Source organism: Pseudarthrobacter sp. NPDC058119 (assembly GCF_042884655.1).
GTDB lineage: Bacteria > Actinomycetota > Actinomycetes > Actinomycetales > Micrococcaceae > Arthrobacter.
In genome coordinates this window covers 24,056-45,508 of the sequence record NZ_JBHVTN010000014.1, presented here as the reverse complement: position 1 = coordinate 45,508, position 21,453 = coordinate 24,056, and the positions used below count along the sequence as shown (strand labels likewise).

18 protein-coding genes, 1 pseudogene and 1 riboswitch are annotated in these 21,453 nt (G+C 65.7%); of the genes and pseudogenes, 5 read left to right on the top strand and 14 right to left on the bottom strand.

Annotation, left to right across the window (positions count from 1 at the left end; genetic code table 11):
- Nucleotides 1-401: pseudogene (locus tag ACFVTD_RS20815) on the bottom strand (glycine dehydrogenase (aminomethyl-transferring)); the annotation flags it as partial.
- A gap of 191 nt (nucleotides 402-592) precedes the next feature.
- A riboswitch (glycine riboswitch) is annotated at nucleotides 593-690 on the bottom strand.
- 95 nt (nucleotides 691-785) lie between these two features.
- A complete protein-coding gene (locus tag ACFVTD_RS20810; protein ID WP_387567014.1) occupies nucleotides 786-1,322 on the bottom strand; it encodes a TetR/AcrR family transcriptional regulator in 537 nt (178 codons plus the stop codon).
- 82 nt (nucleotides 1,323-1,404) lie between these two features.
- Between ACFVTD_RS20810 and ACFVTD_RS20805 the strand changes: the two genes are divergently transcribed.
- Nucleotides 1,405-2,961, top strand: a complete 1,557-nt coding sequence (locus tag ACFVTD_RS20805; protein ID WP_387567011.1) for an MFS transporter — start codon at nucleotides 1,405-1,407, stop codon at nucleotides 2,959-2,961.
- A gap of 87 nt (nucleotides 2,962-3,048) precedes the next feature.
- Here ACFVTD_RS20805 and ACFVTD_RS20800 read toward each other — a convergent pair whose 3' ends face one another.
- Nucleotides 3,049-3,528, bottom strand: coding sequence for a Dps family protein (locus ACFVTD_RS20800; protein WP_387567008.1), 480 nt, complete (start codon nucleotides 3,526-3,528; stop codon nucleotides 3,049-3,051).
- 221 nt (nucleotides 3,529-3,749) lie between these two features.
- Between ACFVTD_RS20800 and ACFVTD_RS20795 the strand changes: the two genes are divergently transcribed.
- Nucleotides 3,750-5,306, top strand: a complete 1,557-nt coding sequence (locus ACFVTD_RS20795) for an APC family permease (RefSeq protein ID WP_387567005.1) — start codon at nucleotides 3,750-3,752, stop codon at nucleotides 5,304-5,306.
- Nucleotides 5,307-5,376: 70 nt separating this feature from the next.
- Here the strand turns inward: ACFVTD_RS20795 and ACFVTD_RS20790 are convergent, their stop codons facing one another.
- The 7 genes from ACFVTD_RS20790 to araB form a co-directional block, all read right to left on the bottom strand.
- Nucleotides 5,377-5,925 (bottom strand): hypothetical protein, encoded by a 549-nt coding sequence (locus ACFVTD_RS20790; protein ID WP_387567001.1) that lies wholly within the window; start codon nucleotides 5,923-5,925, stop codon nucleotides 5,377-5,379.
- A 155-nt stretch (nucleotides 5,926-6,080) separates the two neighbouring features.
- On the bottom strand, nucleotides 6,081-6,383 hold the full coding sequence (locus ACFVTD_RS20785; RefSeq protein WP_387566998.1) for a DUF4193 domain-containing protein: 303 nt from the start codon (nucleotides 6,381-6,383) through the stop codon (nucleotides 6,081-6,083).
- A 92-nt stretch (nucleotides 6,384-6,475) separates the two neighbouring features.
- Nucleotides 6,476-6,679, bottom strand: a complete 204-nt coding sequence (locus ACFVTD_RS20780) for a hypothetical protein (protein ID WP_387566995.1) — start codon at nucleotides 6,677-6,679, stop codon at nucleotides 6,476-6,478.
- A gap of 76 nt (nucleotides 6,680-6,755) precedes the next feature.
- Complete coding sequence (locus ACFVTD_RS20775; RefSeq protein WP_387567020.1) at nucleotides 6,756-7,769, bottom strand: LacI family DNA-binding transcriptional regulator; 1,014 nt, start codon at nucleotides 7,767-7,769, stop codon at nucleotides 6,756-6,758.
- A 46-nt stretch (nucleotides 7,770-7,815) separates the two neighbouring features.
- Nucleotides 7,816-9,336 (bottom strand): L-arabinose isomerase, encoded by a 1,521-nt coding sequence (gene araA, locus ACFVTD_RS20770; RefSeq protein ID WP_387566992.1) that lies wholly within the window; start codon nucleotides 9,334-9,336, stop codon nucleotides 7,816-7,818.
- Between the two features lie 46 nt (nucleotides 9,337-9,382).
- Complete coding sequence (locus ACFVTD_RS20765; protein WP_387566989.1) at nucleotides 9,383-10,111, bottom strand: L-ribulose-5-phosphate 4-epimerase; 729 nt, start codon at nucleotides 10,109-10,111, stop codon at nucleotides 9,383-9,385.
- Entirely contained in the window at nucleotides 10,108-11,868 is a 1,761-nt protein-coding gene (gene araB, locus ACFVTD_RS20760; RefSeq protein WP_387566986.1) for a ribulokinase, read from the bottom strand. The genes ACFVTD_RS20765 and araB overlap by 4 nt, the downstream gene beginning before the upstream one ends.
- Before the next feature lie 269 nt (nucleotides 11,869-12,137).
- Here araB and chvE point away from each other — a divergent pair, with 269 nt between their 5' ends.
- The 3 genes from chvE to mmsB all read left to right on the top strand — a co-directional run bounded on the left by chvE (nucleotide 12,138) and on the right by mmsB (nucleotide 16,190).
- Nucleotides 12,138-13,268 carry a multiple monosaccharide ABC transporter substrate-binding protein gene (gene chvE / locus ACFVTD_RS20755; protein ID WP_387566983.1) on the top strand — a complete coding sequence of 377 codons (1,131 nt, stop codon included), beginning with the start codon at nucleotides 12,138-12,140 and terminating at the stop codon, nucleotides 13,266-13,268.
- A gap of 107 nt (nucleotides 13,269-13,375) precedes the next feature.
- Nucleotides 13,376-14,905 carry a multiple monosaccharide ABC transporter ATP-binding protein gene (gene mmsA, locus ACFVTD_RS20750; RefSeq protein ID WP_387566980.1) on the top strand — a complete coding sequence of 510 codons (1,530 nt, stop codon included), beginning with the start codon at nucleotides 13,376-13,378 and terminating at the stop codon, nucleotides 14,903-14,905.
- A gap of 4 nt (nucleotides 14,906-14,909) precedes the next feature.
- On the top strand, nucleotides 14,910-16,190 hold the full coding sequence (gene mmsB / locus ACFVTD_RS20745; RefSeq protein ID WP_387566977.1) for a multiple monosaccharide ABC transporter permease: 1,281 nt from the start codon (nucleotides 14,910-14,912) through the stop codon (nucleotides 16,188-16,190).
- A 104-nt stretch (nucleotides 16,191-16,294) separates the two neighbouring features.
- Here mmsB and ACFVTD_RS20740 read toward each other — a convergent pair whose 3' ends face one another.
- The 4 genes from ACFVTD_RS20740 to ACFVTD_RS20725 form a co-directional block, all read right to left on the bottom strand.
- Nucleotides 16,295-17,545, bottom strand: a complete 1,251-nt coding sequence (locus ACFVTD_RS20740) for an MFS transporter (protein ID WP_387566974.1) — start codon at nucleotides 17,543-17,545, stop codon at nucleotides 16,295-16,297.
- 33 nt (nucleotides 17,546-17,578) lie between these two features.
- Nucleotides 17,579-19,750: an elongation factor G-like protein EF-G2 gene (locus tag ACFVTD_RS20735; protein WP_387566971.1), complete on the bottom strand. Its 2,172-nt coding sequence runs from the start codon at nucleotides 19,748-19,750 to the stop codon at nucleotides 17,579-17,581.
- A gap of 85 nt (nucleotides 19,751-19,835) precedes the next feature.
- Nucleotides 19,836-20,261 carry a ChaB family protein gene (locus ACFVTD_RS20730; protein WP_387566968.1) on the bottom strand — a complete coding sequence of 142 codons (426 nt, stop codon included), beginning with the start codon at nucleotides 20,259-20,261 and terminating at the stop codon, nucleotides 19,836-19,838.
- Nucleotides 20,262-20,534: 273 nt separating this feature from the next.
- Nucleotides 20,535-21,365 carry a hypothetical protein gene (locus tag ACFVTD_RS20725; protein ID WP_387566965.1) on the bottom strand — a complete coding sequence of 277 codons (831 nt, stop codon included), beginning with the start codon at nucleotides 21,363-21,365 and terminating at the stop codon, nucleotides 20,535-20,537.
- Nucleotides 21,366-21,453 lie beyond the last annotated feature (88 nt).

The window sequence follows — 21,453 nt, the reverse complement described above, 5'->3', positions numbered from 1 at the left end:
AGGTCCTGGACCATGGTCTGGAAGTTCAGCAACGCCTCGAGCCGGCCCTGGGAAATCTCAGGCTGGTACGGGGTGTAGGCGGTGTACCAGGCCGGGGCCTCAAGGATGTTCCGGCGTATCACGGCAGGGGTGATGGTGTCGTAGTAGCCCTGACCGATCATCTGGACGGCGGTCTTGTTCTTGGCGGCGAGCCGGCGCAGTTCCGCAAGCACCTCAACTTCGCTGAGTGCATCCTGCAGGCGGAGGGCGGTTTCCTGGCGGATGACCTTGGGGACGGCGGTGTCGACCAGGGCGTCAACCGTGCCGTAGCCGACGGCCTTGAGCATGGTGTCGACGTCATCCTGGCGGCGGGCACCAATGTGGCGGTCGACGAAGTTGGTGGGGGCTGGGGTAACCGACACGAAGGAACTCCATTTTGTTCAGGCGGCGCAGGGTACGCCACAGCTATCCGGGTCCCTCCCCGCTCTGTATTGGACCTGAGAGTTTCCGCGTTGCCTGCCTGGGCAGGACCCGCTTGCACCGTCGGTGAGTACACCAGTCCCGCCGCTCCTCCACGGGGGAACGGAAACTGGCTGCTGCTTTCCAGAGGTGCCTCGCCGCGGCGGTACAGGGGCCTGTGAGATTCCCGGGGAGGATTTGCTCCTACGGCGCCTGCCTGTACTTCCGGCAGGACTCTCCCGCCGCAGATCAAAGGCTATTCATTTGTTGCGGTCATGACGGCCGATGACAGCCCTCACAACTCTCCATTGTCCTACGCCCCAACCCCTCCCGGCAAATGGCCGGGGCTACCTGCGGAGCCGCTCCAGGGCGGCCAGGAGCTCCTCCACATCGGCACCTGCGCGCCCCTCCGGGGCTGGCCCCACGGACAGCATGGCATTGAAGTACAGGCCGTCCCCCATGTACAGGACAGCCTTGGCCAGGCCGGGTCCAACATCGGCCGCAATCTCATCCAGCCACCGCTGCTGGATGGCGGCAAACCGGCGCCTCGTCTCTTCATGGGCCACCTCCGCCAGGCGGGTGGCGGCCACGATGGCACGGTCCAGTGGCGTGTCTGCCCACACCGAGGAACGGATGAAGTAGGCTGCAGCCCCTTCATCAGCCGAAGCCATCGCGTCGGCGTCCGCCGTGGCCAGGCCCTCCAACCGGTCCAGCAGCACGGCAATCAATGCTTCCTTGTTGGGAAAGTGATACAGGAGGCCACCTTTGGACACCCCGGCTTTCCGGGCTACGGCGTCGAGGGTCGCCGCGCGCTCCCCCACGTCGATCAGCAGGGACTCGAAGGCGTCAAGGACCGCGTCACGGGCTACAGGCTTTCGGGGCATGCCTCCCATCATGCCTTCCACCGGCAGGGAAGAAGGAATGTCCCGTTTACAAACTATACCGTCCAGACGGTACAGTTATAGCGTGACGACCTCTTTCAGCCCCGCAGCAGTCCACGGCAACGGCACCGCCATACGCCGCCCTTGGCGCGATTGGCTTGCGCTGGGACTGCTGATGTTTCCCGTCCTGCTGGTGGCGGTGGACAACACGGCACTGACCTTCGCGCTCCCCGCCATCGCCAGGGCACTGGAACCGGGCGGCCTGCAACTGCTGTGGATCATTGATGCCTACCCGCTGGTCCTGGCCGGCCTGCTGGTCTCGATGGGCAGCCTCGGCGACCGGATTGGGCGCCGGCGCCTGCTGGTTATCGGCAGCACGGGCTTTGCCGTACTGTCCGCCGCCACGGCCTTTGCGCCGACACCTGAGTGGCTGATCGCCGGACGGGCCGCGCTGGGGTTCTTCGGCGCGATGCTGATGCCGTCCACGTTGTCGCTGATCCGCAACATCTTCCCGGAGCCCAACCGCCGGCGGCTGGCCGTGGCCATCTGGGCCGCCGGCTTTTCCGGCGGGGCCGCCCTGGGCCCGATACTGGGCGGATGGCTGGTGGAGCACTTCTGGTGGGGCGCCGTCTTCCTGGTGGCCGTGCCGCTCATGCTCCCCCTGCTGGCGCTGGGTCCCGCCCTCATCCCCGAGTCCAGGGATCCCGCGCCGGGCAGGGTGGACGTGGCCAGCATCGTGCTCTCCATGCTGGTCATGGTGCCCGTGGTCTACGGCATCAAAGCGGTGGCCACGGAGGGACCGGACATTGCCGGACTGGGCACCATTGCCTTCGGCGTGGCCATGGGCGTTGTGTTCGTGCGGCGCCAGCACCGGCTGCAGCACCCGCTGCTGGACATGTCCCTGTTCCGGAACAAGGTGTTCAGCATGGCCATCAGCGCCAATATCCTGGCCCTGTTCTCCTTCAACGGCTTCATCCTCTTCCTCGCGCAGCATCTGCAGCTCATCGGAGGCATGAGCCCGTCCGCCGCGGGCGTCGCGATGCTCCCTGCACTGGCAGCCACGGTGGTGGCAGGCCTGGTGGTGGTGCCGCTGGTCCGCAAGGTCCGCCCGGGGTTCGTGGTGGCCGCGGGACTGTCCTTCAGCGCCATTGGCTACAGCATGGTGGCCTTCGGAAGCCACGGCGGCGGACCCGCCATGCTGCTGGCCGCATTGCTGGTCCTGGCGCTGGGCGTGGGCACGGCGGAAACCATCTCGAACGACCTCATCCTCGGTTCGGCCCCGCCGGCGAAATCAGGCGCGGCGGCGGCGATTTCCGAGACGGGCTACGAGGTGGGCTCTCTGCTGGGGACTGCGGTGCTGGGCTCCATCCTGACGGCGTCCTACCAGCAACACCTGCGGCTGCCGGTGGGGCTGGAGGGAATGCTGCCCGGCAGTTCCCTGCACAACGCCGGCGAAACACTGGCCGGTGCGGTGGACGCAGCCAACCTGCTGCCGCCACCGCTCGCCGGCGCCCTCAGGGACGCCGCTGCGGCCGCCTTCGATTCCGGCGTGCACGTCACGGCGGCAATCGGGCTGGTCCTCATGGCGACGGCGGCGGTGCTCGCCGCCGTCGTCCTGCGGAAAGTGCCCAAAGCGGCTTAGCGGAACATCCGCAGTACCGCCTGGACAACAAGAAGCGCCCGGCGCCGGGGATCCCCCGCCGCCGGACACCACTCGGTGGACTGTGCGCTACTTGGAATCGGCCGCGGTGACCTTGGCGGTGGGCTTCATGTTTTCCGCCTGCACCATCCAGGCGAACTGCTCCAGCCGGGCGATGAACTCGTGCAGAAGATCCGCCGACGTCGGGTCTTCCTCGTCCACCTCATCATGGACCTTGCGCATGGTGCCCACGGCGGCCTCCATGGCGGCGACGATCCGCTCGATCGCGTCCTTGGTGCTGATCAGGCCGTCCGGGAACTGGGCCAGGCTGGTGGTTTCGGCAACGGTGGCGCTGCGGCCATCGGGAAGCGCGTGCAGGGCGCGCATGCGCTCGGCGGTATCGTCGGCGAACTGGCGGGCAGCGTCCACGATCTCGTCAAGCTGCAGGTGGAGGTCCCGGAAGTTGGTGCCCACGATGTTCCAGTGCGCCTGCTTGCCTTGGATGTGGAGCTCGATCAGGTCCGCCAGGACGGCCTGCAGGTTGTTGGTCAGTGTCGGTGAAGCTTTCATGCATCCTCCTCAATTGGTCCAGTACGGCTGAGGCTACCAGCCGCGATCAGCGCAGCGGCAGGGCAAAAGGCAATTTCTCAGCGAGCTTACTAATTTCGAAAACCGGTCATAAACGAATGTGATTCATATTGCGTCTTGCATCACACGCCCGCCGCCCCCATACTAAATGAACGCCATTCATATAGTGACCTCCGTCTCACAGCCTTCCAGAAAGTGGTGCCATGACAGAGACAATCCGCACCAGTACCGCCAAACCCGGCCCGCACGCGCACGCTCCCGCCGCGGACGGCGTAAGCGCCAAGGGACTCAAGGGCGGTCAGCTCGGGCTCCTGGCCGTCGTCGTTTTGGGTATTTCAACCATTGCCCCCGCCTACACCCTCACCAGCGCACTGGGACCCACCGTCAATGAAGCCGGCCTCCAGCTGCCCGTCATCTTCCTCATCGGGTTCATCCCCATGATCCTGGTCTCCCTTGCCTACCGGGAGCTCAACGCCGACTCTCCGGACAGCGGGACCACCTTCACCTGGGTGACCAAGGCCTTCGGACCCTGGATCGGCTGGATGGGCGGCTGGGGACTGCTGGCCGCCAATATCATTGTGCTGTCCAACCTGGCCGGCGTCGCCGTCGACTTCTTCTACCTCTTCCTCTCCCAGCTCACCGGCTCCCCCGACCTGGCGGACCTCGCGGACAACAAGGCGCTGAACGTCATCACCTGCTTTGTTTTCGTGGCGTTGGCCGTCTGGGTCAGCTACCGCGGGCTGCACACCACCAAGCTGGTGCAGTACAGCCTGGTGGGCTTCCAGCTGCTGGTGCTGGGCCTGTTCGTGGCCATGGCCTTTGCCAACTGGTCCACCTCGGAAACAGCGATTCCGTTCAGCTGGGACTGGTTCGACGTGACCAAGATCGAGACGTTCGGGCAGATCGCCGCCGGCATCTCACTCTCGATCTTCGTGTACTGGGGCTGGGACGTCTGCCTGACGGTCAACGAGGAAACAGCCAACGGCAAGAAGACCGCCGGCGTGGCCGGCACCCTGACCGCCGTCATCGTCCTGGCCATCTACCTGCTGGTCAGCATCGCCACCATGATGTTCGCCGGCGTCGGCGATACCGGGAACGGCCTGAACAACGCCGAGAACCACGAGAACATCTTCACGGCGCTGGCCTCCCCGATCATGGGCCCGTTCGCCATCCTGATGTCCCTCGCCGTGCTTTCCAGCTCCGCCGCATCACTGCAGTCAACCTTCATGTCGCCCTCGCGCAGCCTGCTGGCCATGGCCCACTACGGCGCGCTGCCCGAGCCCTTCAGCCGCATCAGCAGGAAGTTCGCCACCCCGGGCTTTGCCACCATCGCCGCCGGCGTCATGTCCGCGGGGTTCTATGCAGTCATGCATGTGGTCAGCGAGAACGTCCTGAACGACACCATCCTGGCCCTGGGCCTGATGATCTGCTTCTACTACGGCCTCACCGCACTGGCCTGCACGTGGTACTTCCGCCACAGCCTGTTCAACAGCGTGCGGCATTTCGTGTTCCGCCTGGTGTGCCCGGTGGTGGGCGGTGTGGGGCTGTTCGTAGTCTTCGTCCAGACCGCCATCGACAGCCTGGCACCTGAGTTTGGCAGCGGTTCAGAGGTGTTTGGCATCGGCCTGGTATTCATCCTGGGCGTCGGCATCCTGGCCCTGGGCGCCGTCGTCATGCTGGTCATGTCCCGCACCCACCCGGGCTTCTTCCGCGGCAAAACCCTCAAGCAGGACACCCCGGCGCTGGTCGTTCCCGAATAGGCTCCAGCCCAAAGAGGTGCCGTGCCCCACCAGGGGCACGGCACCTTTTGTGTTGACGACGACGGGTGGCTCACCAGTAGTGCGCCACGTCGATGACCAGCCGGGAGCCGGCGCCCGGACCGTCCAGGGCGAAAACCCGGAACGGAAGGCGGGCACGGACGCCCAGGCCGATGGTGCTCTGGCCCTCGAAGCTTCCGGCCCAGACCACTTGGCGGAAGGTCTGGTATCCAGAGACGTTGGAGAGCTCGGCCTTGTCGGCGGGGACGTAGGTTGCCTGGCCGTTGTCGTCGTAGGCGGGTGCCTTGACGACCACCTGCAACCGGGCGCCGCCCCGGGTGGGCACGATTGCGCCTGAACCGTCCTGGATAATTTGCGGGACGTAGCGCACGGTGTAGCCGGGGGCCGGGGCGCCGCCCAGGTCAACCACCAGCCGGTCAAAGCAGTAGTGTTGCCCGGTCCGGACGTTCGTCACGGGAACGCGGCCCATGTCGCCGTCGGATTTCTGCAGCGAACCCCACGTGAGTCCGCAGTATGGCGCCGCGGAGGCGGATCCCCCGGCGACGATTCCCAGTCCCGCAGCCAGCAGGATGGCCGCGAGCCAGATGGAGAATTTTTTCATTGTGGTGCCATCCAAGATGGGGGCTATTGGATGCTTCCAGCGTAGGAGTGTTGGCTGGCTGAAACGAGGTCCATTTTGATAACGACGGCGTCCGGAAACGCAGCGGCGCCGGCCGCCTCAGTGAGGTGGCCGGCGCCGGGAAAAACAGGAAGACTCTAGCCTTCGCACTCGCGGCAGTACTTCAGGCCGTCCTTTTCGCGGGCAACCTGCGACCGGTGGCGGACCAGGAAGCACGACGAGCAGGTGAACTCATCAGACTGCTCGGGAACCACGATGACCGTCAGTTCCTCATTGGACAGGTCGGCGCCGGGCAGGTCGATTCCTTCAGCGGTGTCGTTCTCGTCGACGTCGATAACCGCGGTCTGCGCGTTGCCGCTCCGTGATGCCTGGAGGGCCTCGAGGGAGTCGGCCGGCGACTCTTCTTCCTGCTTGCGTGGAGCATCGTAATCGGTAGCCATAGCATGTTCACTTTCGTTGCTGCGCAGCGCCATTTCAGGCACCTCAGTGAAGCAGTTTAGGGCATGATCCCGCTACCGGCGCAATAGTGTGTTCAACCAGACATTCCACCGGTTTCGGGCACCGTTCCCGCGTGCTCGGACCTGGCGTGGGCCGCCCCGATGGACACCCCGCTCAAGGCAGGCAACCAGCCCCACCTGGTGGCATCGGCCATGGCGCCGGCGGCATCCGCCTCGGAGTCGAACGTGAGGGAGTCCAGCAGCCAGTCGCGGAGCCGGATGAGCAAGGAAGTGGTCATGCCTGAAAAGTACGCAGCCATTGTTGTGGCCACGTTTCGCGCCGGTCTCCCGCCGATTAATTCGGCGGCGGCCACGCTACGGGGCATGCGGTGCCGTACTGCTCCGCACTATGAGTTCGGGCTCCACCACCAGGGTCCGCCGGCCGTCCCCGCCGCGGAACGCCGTGAGCATCATCTCCATGCACCGCCGGCCCAGCTCTTCAAAGTCCTGACGGACCACCGTCAGGGGCGGACTGAAGTAGCCGGCCTCCGGCTGGTCGTCGAAGCCCACCACCGAAAGGTCCTGCGGCACCCTGATGCCTGCCTCGTTCAGGGCACGCAGGACCCCCAGGGCCATCTGGTCGTTGCCGACGAAAAGGGCCGTGGCACGGCGGCCCGCAGCCAGCCGCCGGCCAATTTCGTATCCGCTGCCGGCGCTCCAGTCCCCCTCGGTGATCAGGTCTGCCGCGAGCCCGGCGGAATGGAGGGCTGCCCGCCAGCCCTCGGCGCGGGCTACGGCGTCGATCCAGTCCTGCGGCCCGGCAACGTGTCCAATCCGGACATGCCCCTGGCTGATGAGGTGTTCCACCGCCAGTTCGGCGCCGCGCCGCTGGTCCACCTTGACCCCGCCCACGCTCTCATTCCCGTCCGGTCCCACGGCCACCACCGGCACTCCGATGGGCAGTTCCGCCAAGGCGGCCAGCGTCTCCAGATGCGGAACGATGACCACGATTCCGTCCACCGATTGGTCCAGGAAGTGCCGGACGGCGTCCAGGATCGCGTCCCGGGTGACCTCGCGCAGCGCCGCGACGCTGACGAAGTAGCCCGCGTCCCGCGCAGCCCGTTCCACACCGAGCAAGGTGTTGGCCGGGCCATACTGCGAAAGCTCGCTGCCCAGGACGCCGATGATCTGCGAACGCCGGGTCACCAGGCTCCGGGCGGCAGAGTTGCGGCGGTAGCCGAGTTCGGCAATCGCCGCTTCCACCTTTTCGCGGGTGCCGGGACTCACGTTGGGGTGGTTGTTGACCACCCGTGAGACGGTCTGGTGCGATACCCCGGCACGTTCCGCGACATCCTCGAGCGTGGGCAGCCGCCGCGGGACGCTGTCCATCACGGGGTTCCCGTCCCGTGCCGCCGCCGGGACCCTTGCCACGGGATCAGATCCCGCCGGCCAGTTTGTAGTAGGCGGCGTTCCAGTTCAGGTCCTTCTTGAACTGGCGGATGGTGGTGTCCTGGTCGATGGTGAGCAGTTCCGTTTTGGCGATCTCGGCGAAGTCCTCGAAGACGTCCATGCCCACCTGGGTGGAGAGCACGGTGTGGTGGGCTGCCCCGGCGGTGAGCCAGGCGGCCGCGGAGGTGGCGAAGTCCGGCCGGGGCTCCCAGAGTGCGCGGGCCACGGGGAGGTTGGGCAGCGGCTGGTCGAGCGGGACGACGTCGACGGCGTTGGCCACCAGGCGGAAGCGGTCCCGCATGTCGGAGAGGGCGACGACGACGCCCGGGGACGCGTCGGCGTCGAACACCAGGCGGACCGGGTCTTCCTTGCCGCCGATGCCCAGCGGGTGGATTTCCAGCCGCGGCTTCTGCGCCGTCAGGGAAGGGCAGACCTCCAGCATGTGGGCGCCCAGGATCTTCTCGGAGCCGGGTTCCAGGTGGTAGGTGTAGTCCTCCATGAGGGAGGCACCGCCGGGCAGCCCGGCGCCCATCACCTTGGCGGCCCGGACCAGGATGGCGGTCTTCCAGTCGCCCTCCGCGCCGAACCCGTAACCGGCAGCCATGAGCCGCTGCACCGCCAGACCGGGCAGCTGGCGGAGCGCACCAAGATCCTCAAAGGACGTGGTGAACGCGGCGGAGCCGTTGCCTTCCAGGAAGGACTGCAGGCCCAGTTCGATCCGGGCGCCGTACCGCAGCGATTCGTGCCTGGCCGCGCCTGCGCGGAGCTCCGGCACCACGTCGTAAAGGTCCTCATACTCGGCCACCAGGCCGTCGACGTCGGACTCTGCAGCACCGTGCACGGCGTCGGCGAGTTCGTTGACGGACCAGGTGTTCACCGCGACGCCGAACCGCAGCTCGGCCTCGGTCTTGTCGCCTTCGGTGACGGCCACGTTGCGCATGTTGTCGCCAAAGCGGGTGAGTTTCAGCGTGCGGACGGCTGCCCAGCCCGCGGCGGCGCGCTGCCACGATCCCACCTGGCGTGCCACGTCCGGATTGGAGACATGCCCGACGACGGTCTTCCGGGCAATGCCCAGGCGGGACTGGATGTAGCCGAACTCGCGGTCGCCGTGCGCCGCCTGGTTCAGGTTCATGAAATCGAAGTCGATGTCCGCCCACGGCAGGTCGCGGTTGGCCTGGGTGTGCAGGTGCAGCAGGGGCTTGCGCAGCAGGTCCAGGCCGGAGATCCACATCTTGGCCGGGCTGAAGGTATGCATCCAGGCCGTGACGCCGATGACGGAGTCGTCCGCGTTGGCCTCCAGCGCGGTGCGGCGGATGGCATCGGAGTCGGTCAGGACCGGCTTCCAGACGATGCGCACGGGCACCGCGGAGGAGGCATTGAGCTGGTTGGCGATCTCCTGCGACTGGGCCGCCACCTGCTTGAGGACCTCCTCGCCGTAAAGGTGCTGGCTGCCGGTCAGGAACCAGACTTCGTAGCCGTCGAGGGAAGTGGTTGCAGCGGTGCTCATGGATTCTCCTGGAAAGATTTTCTGGCCGGTTTATGGCCGGTGCTTGTTATTGGCCGTAGACGTTCTGGTAGCGGGCGTAAAGGGAGTCGATGTGGGCCTGCTCGATGGGCAGCGGCTCGCCCAACTGCCGGGAAATGTGCACGGTGCGCGCCACTTCCTCGCACATGACGGCGGCCTTGACGGCGGAGCGGGCATCCTTGCCGATGGTGAACGGGCCGTGGTTCTGCATCAGGACCGCCGGGGACGTGGAATTCTTCAGCGTCTCCACAATTCCGTGGCCTATCGAGTCGTCGCCGATCAGGGCGAACGGGCCCACCGGGATGGAGCCGCCGAACTCGTCCCCCATCATGGTGAGCACGCACGGGATGGCCTCGCCCCGGGCGGCCCAGGCGGTGGCGTAGGTGGAATGCGTATGCACCACCCCGCCCACCTCCGGCATGTGCCGGTACACGTAGGCGTGCGCGGCGGTGTCCGACGACGGCGACAGCGCGGGATTGCCCCAGTCCACCGTGCCGTTGCCGCCAACGTTGGTGCCCCTGACCGGGGTGCCGTACAGGTCGGTCACGATCATTTGCTCCGGGGTCAGCTCCTGGTACGAGACACCGGACGGCTTGATCACCATGAGGTCGGTGCCGGGAACCCTCGCCGAGACGTTGCCCGCCGTCCACACCACCAGGCCATACCGGGTCAGCTCGGCGTGCAGGGCGCACACCTCCGCCCGGATCCTGGCGATGGCTTCCAGGAGGCCGGTTCCGGCGCCTGTCCCGGCGGTCATGCGGACACCCGCACGGTTGATTCGGCGACGGAGCCTGCGCCAGGCCGGGCCGCGTGGGCGGCCCTGCGCTGGATGGCCTTGAGCCGGTGCATGACATCGTTCCCGCCGCGGCCGAAGTAGTCATGCAGGGTCCGGTATTCCTGGAACAGTTCGTCGTAGGCGGCTGCATTTTTCGGAATGGGGGTGTAGACCTCCCCGGGCTCGGCGCCCATGGCCGCGGCGGCTTCGCGGATGTTCGGGTACTCGCCCGCTGCGACGGCGGCGTGGATGGCAGAGCCCAGGGCCGGCCCCTGTTCCGAGCCGATGGTGGACAGCTGGAGGCCGGTGGCATCGGCGTAGATCTGCATCAGGAGCCGGTTCTTCAGCAGGCCGCCGGCAACGATGAATTCCTTGACCGGGACTCCGGCGTCGCGGAAGGCGTCCACGATGGTGCGGGTTCCAAAGGCTGTGGCTTCCAGGAGGGCGCGGTAGGTGTCCTCGGGCCTGGTTGCCAGGGTTTGGCCCACCACCGTGCCGGAAAGTTCGTGGTCCACCAGGACCGAACGGTTTCCTGAATGCCAATCGAGCGCGATCAAGCCGTGCTCCCCAATGGCCTGCCGGGACGCCAGTTCGGTGAGGTACTCGTGGATTCCCAGGCCGGCCTCCTTGGCGGCCTGGTGGTATTCGGGCGGGACGCCGTGCCTGGTGAACCAGCCAAAGATGTCCCCCACCCCTGACTGTCCTGCCTCGTAGCCCCACAGGCCCGGGACAATTCCACCGTCCACGGCGCCACACATGCCCGGAACCTCCCGCAGTTCGGTGCCGTTCATGACGTGGCAGGTGGACGTGCCCATGATCGCCACCAGTTGCCCGGGTTCCACGGCCTTCGCTGCCGGGGCCGTGACGTGCGCGTCAACGTTCCCCACTGCCACCGCGATGCCCTCCGGCAGCCCGGTCCAGGCGGCAGCCTCCGCCGTCAGGGTGCCGGCGGCATCGCCCAGCCGGCCGATGGTGTGCTCCAGCTTGGAGCTGACAAAGTCCTTGAAGTCCGGGTTGAGGGCGGCCAGGAACTCTTCGGACGGATACCGGCCATCCTGGTAGATGCCCTTATAACCGGCAGTGCAGGCGTTGCGGACATACCGGCCGCAGAGCTGCCAGACGATCCAGTCCGCCGCCTCCACCCAATGGTCCATCGCGGCGTACGCCTCCGGGTCCTCTTCCAGCAGCTGCAGCCCTTTCGCGAACTCCCATTCGGAGGAGATCAACCCCCCGTAGCGGGGAAGCCAGTCTTCGCCACGTTCGGCGGCGAGCCGGTTGATCCGGTCGGCCTGGCCCTGCGCCGCGTGGTGGCGCCAGAGCTTGACGTAGGCGTGCGGGCGGTTGGCGAAGGCGGGCAGTTCGTTCAAGGGTGTGCCGTCGGCAATGACCGGCACCATGGTGCAGGCCGTGAAGTCGGTGGCAATCCCGACGACGGCGGCCGGGTCGATCCCCGCGTCCGCCACGGCAGCGGGGACAGCGGTCCGCAGGACCTCGCGGTAGTCGTTGGGCACCTGTAGTGCCCATTCCCCCGGAAGCCGGGCACCGTCGTCGCCCGCTGTATCCCGTGGCAGGGAATCGGTGACCACCGCGTGGGCATACTCATGGACGGCGCTGCCCAGTTCCTTGCCGTCGCGGACGCGCACCACCACGGCGCGGCCTGAAAGGGTCCCGTAATCCACGCCGATGACGCAGTGGTCATGGCGGGAATCGGAGCTGGAAGTGGTCAGCGCATCTGGCATGGGGGTTTGCCTCCGTCCGGGAGGCATGGGCCTCATTACCGGTTTTGTAGGGGTCAGGGTCGAGCTACGTGCTGCAGTTAGTGTGAACGCTAACAAACTGGAAGTCAATGAGGCTGGAAAGTTTTCGAATTTCCAGCTGGACACTCTTGTTAGCGTTCACAAATCAGTCTATATTGAACCGACACATCAACAATGTGGCCAGGACCGGGAAGCACTGGTGCTGCCTGGTCCACCAACACTTCGTGGCAGTGCTGCCGCGGAAGGAGAAAATGGTGAGAATCAAAAAACTCATGGGCGCGGTGGCCCTTGTCCTCGCCCTGACGGTGGGCGCCACCGGCTGCGGCACCCGGGGTGGGGCCGCAACCGAGTCCGGGAGTGCCGCGAAGCCCAGCGATTCGCTGGTTGGGATCTCGATGCCCACGCAGACGTCCGAACGCTGGATCGCCGATGGCGCCAACGTGGAGAAGTCCCTGAAGGACCTCGGCTACAAGACGGACCTCCAGTTCGCCAACGACGACATCCCCACGCAGGTGTCGCAGATCGAGAACATGCTGACCAAGGGCGCCAAGGCCCTGATTATCGCCGCCATTGACGGCACCACCCTGACCGACGTCCTGGCCAAGGCCAAGGAGCAGAACGTCAAGGTCATCGCCTACGACCGCCTGATCAACGGCACGCCCAACGTGGACTACTACACCACGTTCGACAACTACACGGTGGGTGTCCAGCAGGCCACCTCGCTGTTGACCGGCCTGGGCCTCGTCGATGCCAGCGGCAAGAAGGTGGACGGCAAGGGCCCGTTCAACATCGAACTCTTCGCCGGCAGCCCCGACGACAACAACGCCAACTTCTTCTGGACCGGCGCCATGGACACCCTCAAGCCGTACATGGACGCAGGCACCCTGAAGGTCCCCAGCGGCCAGACCAAGTTCGAACAGGCCGCCGTTCTTCGCTGGCAGGCACCCGTGGCCCAGAAGCGCATGGAGGACATCATCACCTCCGCCTACAGCTCCGGCACCAAGCTGAACGGCGTCCTGTCCCCGTATGACGGCCTGTCCATCGGCATCATCTCGGCCCTCACCAGCACCGGTGGCTACGCCAAGGGCAGCCTCCCGGTTGTTACCGGCCAGGACGCCGAAAAGGGCTCCGTCAAGTCCATCATTGCCGGCGAGCAGTACTCCACCATCTTCAAGGACACCCGCCAGCTCGGCGCGCAGGCCGTCAAGATGGTCGATGCCGTCCTCAAGGGACAGGAACCGGAGACCAACGACACCAAGACCTACAACAACAAGGTCAAGGTTGTCCCGGCCTTCCTGCTGAAGTCCGTGATCATCACCAAGGACAACTACCAGAAGGAACTGATCGACTCGGGTTACTACAAGGACTCCGACGTCAAGTAGTCAGCGTCCGGGGGCTGTGACCGGACCTCCATCCGGCCACAGCCCCGCCCGCCGCCTCCTGCAGCAGCAGGACGGCCCAGCTCCGACCAGTCAGTGGGAATTGACCGATGAACACACCCATTCTTCAGATGCGAGGAATCACCAAGACGTTCCCGGGCGTGAAGGCCCTCCAGGACGTCACCCTGGATGTCAACCGTGGCGAAGTCCACGCCATCTGCGGCGAAAACGGAGCCGGCAAATCAACGCTCATGAAAGTGTTGTCCGGCGTCTATGCACACAACTCCTTCGACGGGGAGATCCTCTTCGAGAACGAACCCTGCAACTTCTCCAGCATCTCGGACAGCGAGAAGCGCGGAATTGTCATCATCCACCAGGAACTGGCCCTGAGCCCGTACCTTTCCATTGCCGAGAACATCTACCTCGGCAACGAACAGGCCACCAACGGATGGGTGGACTGGCGCAAGACCAACCTGGAGGCCGCCAAGCTGCTGGCCCGCGTGGGCCTCGACGAAAACCCGGTCACACCGGTGCAGCACATCAGCGTGGGCAAGCAGCAGCTGGTGGAAATCGCCAAGGCCCTGTCCAAGGAAGTGAAGCTGCTGATCCTGGACGAACCCACGGCCGCCCTCAATGACGAGGACTCGGGCCACCTGCTGGACCTGATCCTCCACCTGAAGGGACAGGGCGTCACCAGCATCATCATCAGCCACAAACTCAATGAGATCCGAAGGGTGGCGGACGCCGTCACCATCATCCGGGACGGCAAGACCATCGAGACCCTGCGGCTCGACGAAGGCCAGATCACCCAGGAACGGATCATCCGCGGCATGGTGGGCCGCGACCTGGAAAGCCTGTATCCGGACCGCGAACCGAACATCGGCGAAGAAGTCCTGCGGATCGAGGACTGGTCCGTGCGCCACCCCCAGGACCACAGCCGCATGGTGGTCAACAACGCCAACCTGCACGTCAGGAAAGGTGAGGTGGTAGGGCTGGCCGGCCTCATGGGCGCCGGGCGCACCGAGCTCGCCATGAGCGTCTTCGGCCGGACCTACGGCACCGCCACCTCCGGCAAGGTCTACAAATACGGCGAAGAAATCAACACCGCCACCGTGTCCGACGCCATCAGGCACGGCATCGCCTACGCCACGGAAGACCGCAAGCACTACGGCCTGAACCTCATCGAGGACATCAAGCGGAACATCTCCCTGGCGGCACTGCGCAAGCTCGCAAAACGCGGCTTCGTGGACAAGAACCAGGAGACGGTGGTGGCCAACGGCTACCGCAGGAGCATGAACATCAAGGCCCCGTCCGTGGCCGCCGTTACCGGGAAGCTGTCCGGTGGCAACCAGCAGAAGGTGGTGCTCAGCAAATGGATGTTCTCCGACCCCGACGTACTCATCCTCGATGAACCCACCCGCGGCATCGACGTCGGCGCCAAGTATGAGATCTACACGATCATCGCCAAACTCGCGGCCGAAGGAAAAGCCGTCATTGTCATTTCCTCGGAACTCCCGGAACTCCTGGGAATCTGCGACCGCATCTACACCCTCGCCGCCGGCCACATCACCGGAGAAGTGCCCATCGCCGACGCCACCCAGGAAACCCTGATGCACTACATGACCAAAGAGAAGGAATAGCGACATGTCCGCCCTACGAGAATCGCTTGGATTCCTCACCAGCCGCCTCCGCCAGGTTGGCATCTTCGTTGCCCTGATCCTGATCGTCCTGCTGTTCCAGGGCCTGACCGGCGGAATCCTGCTGGAACCGCAAAACGTCACCAACCTGGTGGTCCAGAACAGCTACATCCTCATCCTGGCCATCGGCATGGTGATGGTGATCATCGCCGGGCACATCGACCTTTCCGTCGGCTCGGTGGCCGGGTTCATCGGTGCGGTCGCCGGCGTCATGATCGTGCATTGGGGCTGGCCGTGGTGGGCGGCCATCCCCGCCTGCCTGCTGGTCGGCGCCCTGGTGGGTGCCTGGCAGGGCTACTGGATCGCCTACGTCGGGATTCCCGCCTTCATCGTCACGCTGGCGGGCATGCTGATCTTCCGCGGGCTGACGCTCATCACCCTCAAGAACCAGCAGATCACCCCGTTCCCCGCCGAACTGCGGGCCCTGGGCGGCGGCTTCCTTCCGGACATTTCCGGCGGCACCTCCGTGCTGGAATGGCTCACCGTGATCCTGGGCGTCGGCGCCACGGCGGCCCTGCTGATCCAGGCCTTCAAGGAGCGCAGGATCCGCCGGAAGTTCGATCTCGAAAGCGAACCCCTGGTCTGGTTTGTCATCAAGACCGCCTTCACCGCGCTGCTGATGCTCATCATCACGTTCCTGCTGGCCTCCTACCGGGGCACCCCGATCGTCCTGGTGGTCCTGGCCGCACTGGTGATCGCGTACACCGCCCTCATGAACAACAGCGTCTTCGGCCGCCACACGTACGCCATCGGCGGCAACCTCCACGCCGCTGAACTGTCAGGCATCAAAACCAAGGCCGTCACGTTCCGGCTCTTCGTGAACATGGGCGTCCTTGCTGCCCTGGCCGGCCTGGTGTTCACCGCCCGGCTCAACTCCGCCCAGCCCGCCGGCGGAACCGGCTTCGAGCTCGATTCCATCGCCGCTGCATTCATTGGCGGCGCCGCCGTCACCGGCGGCATCGGAACAGTGGCCGGAGCCATGATCGGTGGCCTCATCATGGGCGTACTGAACAACGGCATGTCCATCCTGGGCCTGGGCACCGACTACCAGCAGCTCATCAAGGGCCTGGTGCTCCTGGTCGCCGTCGGCTTCGACATCTTCAACAAGAACCGCAGCGGCGGCGGAGGCGAGATCGGCAAGCGCTTCAAGCTCAAGACGAGCCCTCCGCCGGCCCAGGAGAAGCCGGCGCCGGCCGCCAGCGAAACGGTGGAGGCAGGCGTCAAATAGATCGGGTCCCGCGTACCCGCCGGCCCCCGTTGCCCCGGACAAAGTCCCGGGCCAACGGGGGCCTTCCCGCATCCGGCGCCGGGAGCAAACGTTCAGTTAGCTCCTTAGGGGGCAGCCAGGCCGGTGGCAACGTCCGCCGGCGAGCGCCGGCGCCGGCTCAGCACAATGAAGGGTGCCGCCAGCAGCTGCACCGCGCCGCCCAGGGCCAGTGAGGCCGGGTAGCCGTAAAGGTCCGCGGTCCTGCCCAGTACCGGCTGCACCACCACTCCCCCGCTGGAACCCATGAGCGAGGCGAAGCTCAGGACCGTGGCCCGCTGCTTCGAGGCAATCATGTCGTTCAGGTACGCCTGCCGGACAGGGGTGCCGGCTGAGGCAACCACGGCCCACAGCGACAACAGGACCAGGGCCAGCCAGAAGGAGTGGGTGGCCAGGAGCACCACCAGGACCACTGAGCTGGCAATCGTGGAGCCGATCAAAACCGTGGTGCGGCGGCCGACCAGCTTTCGGACCAGCGGCGCCAGCCACCCGCCAACGATGTCCGCACCGGCAACGATCGCAGCTGCCAGTCCCGCGATGGCATAGGCCTTGGGGTCGCCGAAGAGCTGCAACAGGTACGGCTGGAGGGCGTAGAAGACGTAGAACCCCACGCCCTCGGTAAACGGGGCCGCCAGCATCATGAACCGCACCGGAGGATTCTTCAGTCCGCCCTCCAACGAGGCGCGCAGGACTGCCCGTGTGGCCTGCACCGGGTGGGCCGACCGCTCAGGGGTGAAGCCGACGTCGTGCATGAGGAGGAACGCAACCGCGAACATCGCCACCAGCACTGCCACCCGCAGCAGGAACGGCACCCCAAGGTTCGTGGCCTGGGCAATGACACCGCCTGCCACCGATCCGGCCAGCATGGCGATGCCGGACACCATCTGGCCCCGCCCCAGGACGGCTTCAAGGCCGCCCTCGTAGCCGGAGAAGTGGAGAGCATCCACCAGCCAGGCTTCCACGGCTCCGGAGAAGAAGGTGAAGCCAAGGCCAAGCAGCGCTGATACGGCCGCCCACCACCAGAACGGGGCATGCAGCTGCCACAGCAGGTAGTACAGGTAGGTGGAAGCGGCCAGGGTCACAGTGCCCAGCAGGAAGGATGCGCGGCGTCCCCAGCTGTCCGCCACCACCCCGGTGGGCACCTCGAAGAGGACCATCCCTGCGGTGAAGAAGGCATTCGCGGCGAAGGCTTCGAGGTTGGTGAGCCCGGCGTCGAGCAGGAAGAGGGTGTTGATTCCCCAGATGAAGGACGCCGCAAGGGTGTTTCCCAACGTCAGCGTCAGGTAGACGTTCTGGATCTTTCGTGCTGCGGCGTTCACCGGCTGCCGTCCTTCCGGCTGTTCCCGGCCGGATCAGGACGGGCTGAAATTTGGCGGGACGGGGTCGTGGCGCAGGTACTGCCGCCGGAACCGGCCGGTGCCTGCCGTCAGGGCGCGCAGTTCCACTGCGTAGCGCAGGAGTTCCTGGTCGGGGACCTCCGCGCCGATCTCCGTCAGTCCTTCGCCTGATGAGGTGGTGCCCGTGAGACGCCCCCGCCGCCCGGATAAATCGCTCATCACCGTGCCCACGTGTTCGTCGGCGACGGTGATGGCCACGGAGGACACCGGTTCCAGCAGCTGGATCTTCCCGGCGGCCGCGGCTTCGCGCAGCGCCAGGGCCCCTGCGGCCTGGAACGCCGCATCGGAGGAATCCACGCTGTGGGCCTTGCCGCCGGTCAGGGTCACGCGCAGGTCCACGACGGGAAACCCTGCAGACACCCCCCGCTCCATCTGCGTCCGGACACCCTTTTCGATGGACGGAATGAACGTGCCCGGGATGACGCCGCCCACCGTCTTGTCCACGAACTCGAACCCGCCTCCGCGCTCCAGCGGTTCCACCTCGATATCGCACACGGCGTACTGGCCGTGGCCGCCGGACTGCTTGACGTGGCGTCCGTGGCCGGAGGCGGGGGCTGCGAAGGTTTCCCGCAGCGGTGTCACCACATCGACAGTGTGCAGTTTCACGCCCTGCTCGCGCAGCCGGTCCAGGACCACCTCGGCGTGCGCTTCCCCCATGCACCACAGCACCAGCTGGTGGGTCTCCGCGTTCCGGTCCACCCGCAGGGTGGGATCACCGGCGGCGATCCGGCCCAGGCTGCGGGCCAGCGCGTCCTCGTCGCTGCGGGAATCCGCTTCCACGGCGACCGGCAGCAGCGGCTCGGGCATCTCCCAGGTGGCCAGCAGCAGCGGGCTTTCCCGGGCGGAAATGGTGTCCCCGGTTTCAGCGCTGCCCAGCTTCGCCAGGGCGCACATGTCCCCTGCCACGGAGAAGGGAACAGGCCGCAGGCTGGCACCCAGAGGGGAGTAGATGTGGGTGACCCGTTCATCGGTGTCGTGGTCCTGGTGCCCGCGGTCGGCCAGGCCGTGTCCGCCCACGTGGACAGGAGTGTCTTCCCGCAGCGTCCCGGAGAAGACCCGCACCAGGCAGATGCGGCCGAGGAAAGGATCGTTGGAGGTGCGCACCACTTCGGCGGCGAGCGGGCCGTCGGGATCGCAGGACAGCCTGCCGCCCGGTTCCCCCGCGAGGTCGGTCGTGTCCGGCAGGTTGCCTTCCAATGGTGCCGGGAAGGCGCGCACCAGGACGTCCAGCAGCTCCGCGGTTCCGAGTCCGGTGACGGCGGACGTTGGCAGGACGGGAAAGAACGAGCCCCGGGCGACGGCGGTTTCCAGGTCGTCCGCCAGCACCGCGGTATCGATGTCCTCCCCTTCCAGGTAGCGGTCCATCAGTGTTTCGTCTTCGCTCTCGGCGATGATGCCCTCGATCAGGGCGCCCCTGGCGGTCCCGGCGGCGGCGAGTTCCTCCGGCGCGGCCGGACGGACATCCGGTGAGGGTTCGCCGGAGGAGTAGTCGGTCACCTCCTGGGACAGCAGGCCCAGCAGGCCGGCGGCCCCGCCTTCGGCGGCCACCGGGACGTACAGCGGGAGGACGCCGTCGCCGAACGCTTTCTGGCAGGCGGCCAGGGCGCCGTCGTAATCCGCCCGCGGATGGTCCACCCGGGTGATGACGACGGCGCGTGGCAGCCCCATGTGCGCGCACTCGCCCCACAGCGCGGTGGTGGTGGCATCGATGCCGTCCACGGCGGAGACCACGAACAGGGCGGCGTCCGAGGCCCTCAGTCCGGCCCGGAGTTCGCCGATGAAATCGGGATAGCCGGGGGTGTCCAGGAGGTTCACTTTGACGTCGCCAACAAGCAACGGGACCAGGGACAACGTGACCGAGCGCTGCTGGTGCACCGCGGCCGGATCCGAGTCGCTGACCGTGGAGCCGTCAGCGATGGACCCCTTGCGGGTAATCACCCCGTTGGCTGCGAGCAGGGCCTCGATCAGCAAGGTCTTCCCGGCGCCGGAGTGCCCCACCAAGGCCACGTTCCGGAGCCGGGCCGGGTCCTCCGCCGCGATCCCGGCTGCCTGGTCTGCCCGCTTCGCGTCAGGCCCGTTCCTGCCGCCTGCACCCCGCGCCGACTCCTTGGTGCTCTTCACCGACATTGGAACCTCCTGGCATCGTTGCCGGCCGGACCGGACGTGTCCTCTGATTCGACACCTTGGGACGGCGGGACGGCAAGAGCCCAGGCTATTTGCTGCGGGCTTTGCGGGTGGCGGCGTCGTTGGCTTTCTGGAGGGCGTGGACCAGTTGGTCCTTGTCCATCTTCGACCGGCCCTTGACGTCCATTTCCCTGGCCAGCTTGTAGAGGTGCTCCTTGGACGCATTGGCGTCGACGCCGCCGGCAGTGGGCTCCGACGACCGGACGCCCTGCTCCGCGCGCTTGTCGGACGGGCCGCGCTTTTCCTTGGGCTCCCAATGGTCGCCCACCTTCTCATAGCTGTGCTTCAGTGAGGCGTAGGCTGCCCGGGCAGCACGCTCTTCGTCGTTGTCATAGGACTCAAGTGCAGAGTCATAGGTCTTCGCGAACGTGTCCTGGGCTTTTTGCCCGGAACGCTGCAATGTGGACGGCAGTTCGTCCTTGCGGGCATGGTCATTCTTGCCGGTCTTGGGCATGGCACCCATCCTCCTTTAGTCAGCAGGCTGATTATTCGGATGGATCCAGCTTAGACCCTGAGGTGGTGTGGAGCCCCCTGTCGGATTCGAACCGACGACCCCCGCTTTACAAGCCCTAGGCGGAGGGGTTACCTAACCGTACGCACCTCTACCCGCTAGGACGCATTCACCCGAATTTGGTGGGCATGTGACCGCTCAGGAAGTACCAGTTCGTACCCCTTCGTAGTCCTTCGAACCCCTCCGCGTGGCAGCGTCGGAGGGGATTCGGAGGGCTTACGAGCGAGGAGTGCCCGCTAGCCGCACGATCAACGCACCGACTACATGCACGATCAGCCACGCGTCATCCAAGGTAGCGTCAGTAACGTTGTGTCCGTCGCCATTTTGGTTCCGCTCGGACGCTACCCATTCCAGAGCTTTGACCACGGACTCAAGCATCGGAGCATCTCGTCCAGCCAATAGTCCGCTCGCCCGGACTGCTTTGATCTGATCGCCTAGTACCTTTCCTGGGACGCCCAGCGCCTTGAACGTCTCCTGCAGGGCAGTTCCGGCGTCGGTGATCGCGTTAGCGGCCTCATGGTGCGAAATCTGCTTCAACGCCGCCATGTAAGCCGCCTGAGCTCGATCAAGTTTCGGCTCCCCATACAAAAGCTTTATGACCGGATCAACCACGGCGTTGTGGAGTTCCAGCGAATCCAGCTCGATGATCTGTGACCCCTCCGGTATCAGCTTGTACGCCACCCGATGGGAGTTGAAGATCCTATTGACCGCCTCCGCGAACTGTGGGGCTAAATCAGACCGCCTAGAGTCTTCGAGAGTCAGGTGAGCAGCTTCCACAAAGGTAAGAAAAAGATCTACCTCCTCCGTCTGAGAAAGAGAGTTGAAGTCGAGCGTCCTCAAATTGATCCCGAGGTCCACGGAGACCCGCCTCGTGACTATGTGATGCAGGTCGAAATTGTAATCATCAGCCAGCCCACTGCATGCGCTGAAGAGGTGGGCAATCTTCGTCCTTGCTTCAACGGCAATGTCCTCGGTCCAAAAAGACTGTCCGGAAGCCTCCGCTACCGCTAGTGCTTTGAGCCGTTTGCGTTCCGAGAAGAGTGCCATAGCCCCACCGTAACCTCGGCCTCCGACTTTCCCGAACCAGAGGGGTCTCCTGCGAGTAGCGCAAGCGGACCCTGGCAGGGTAGCCTTC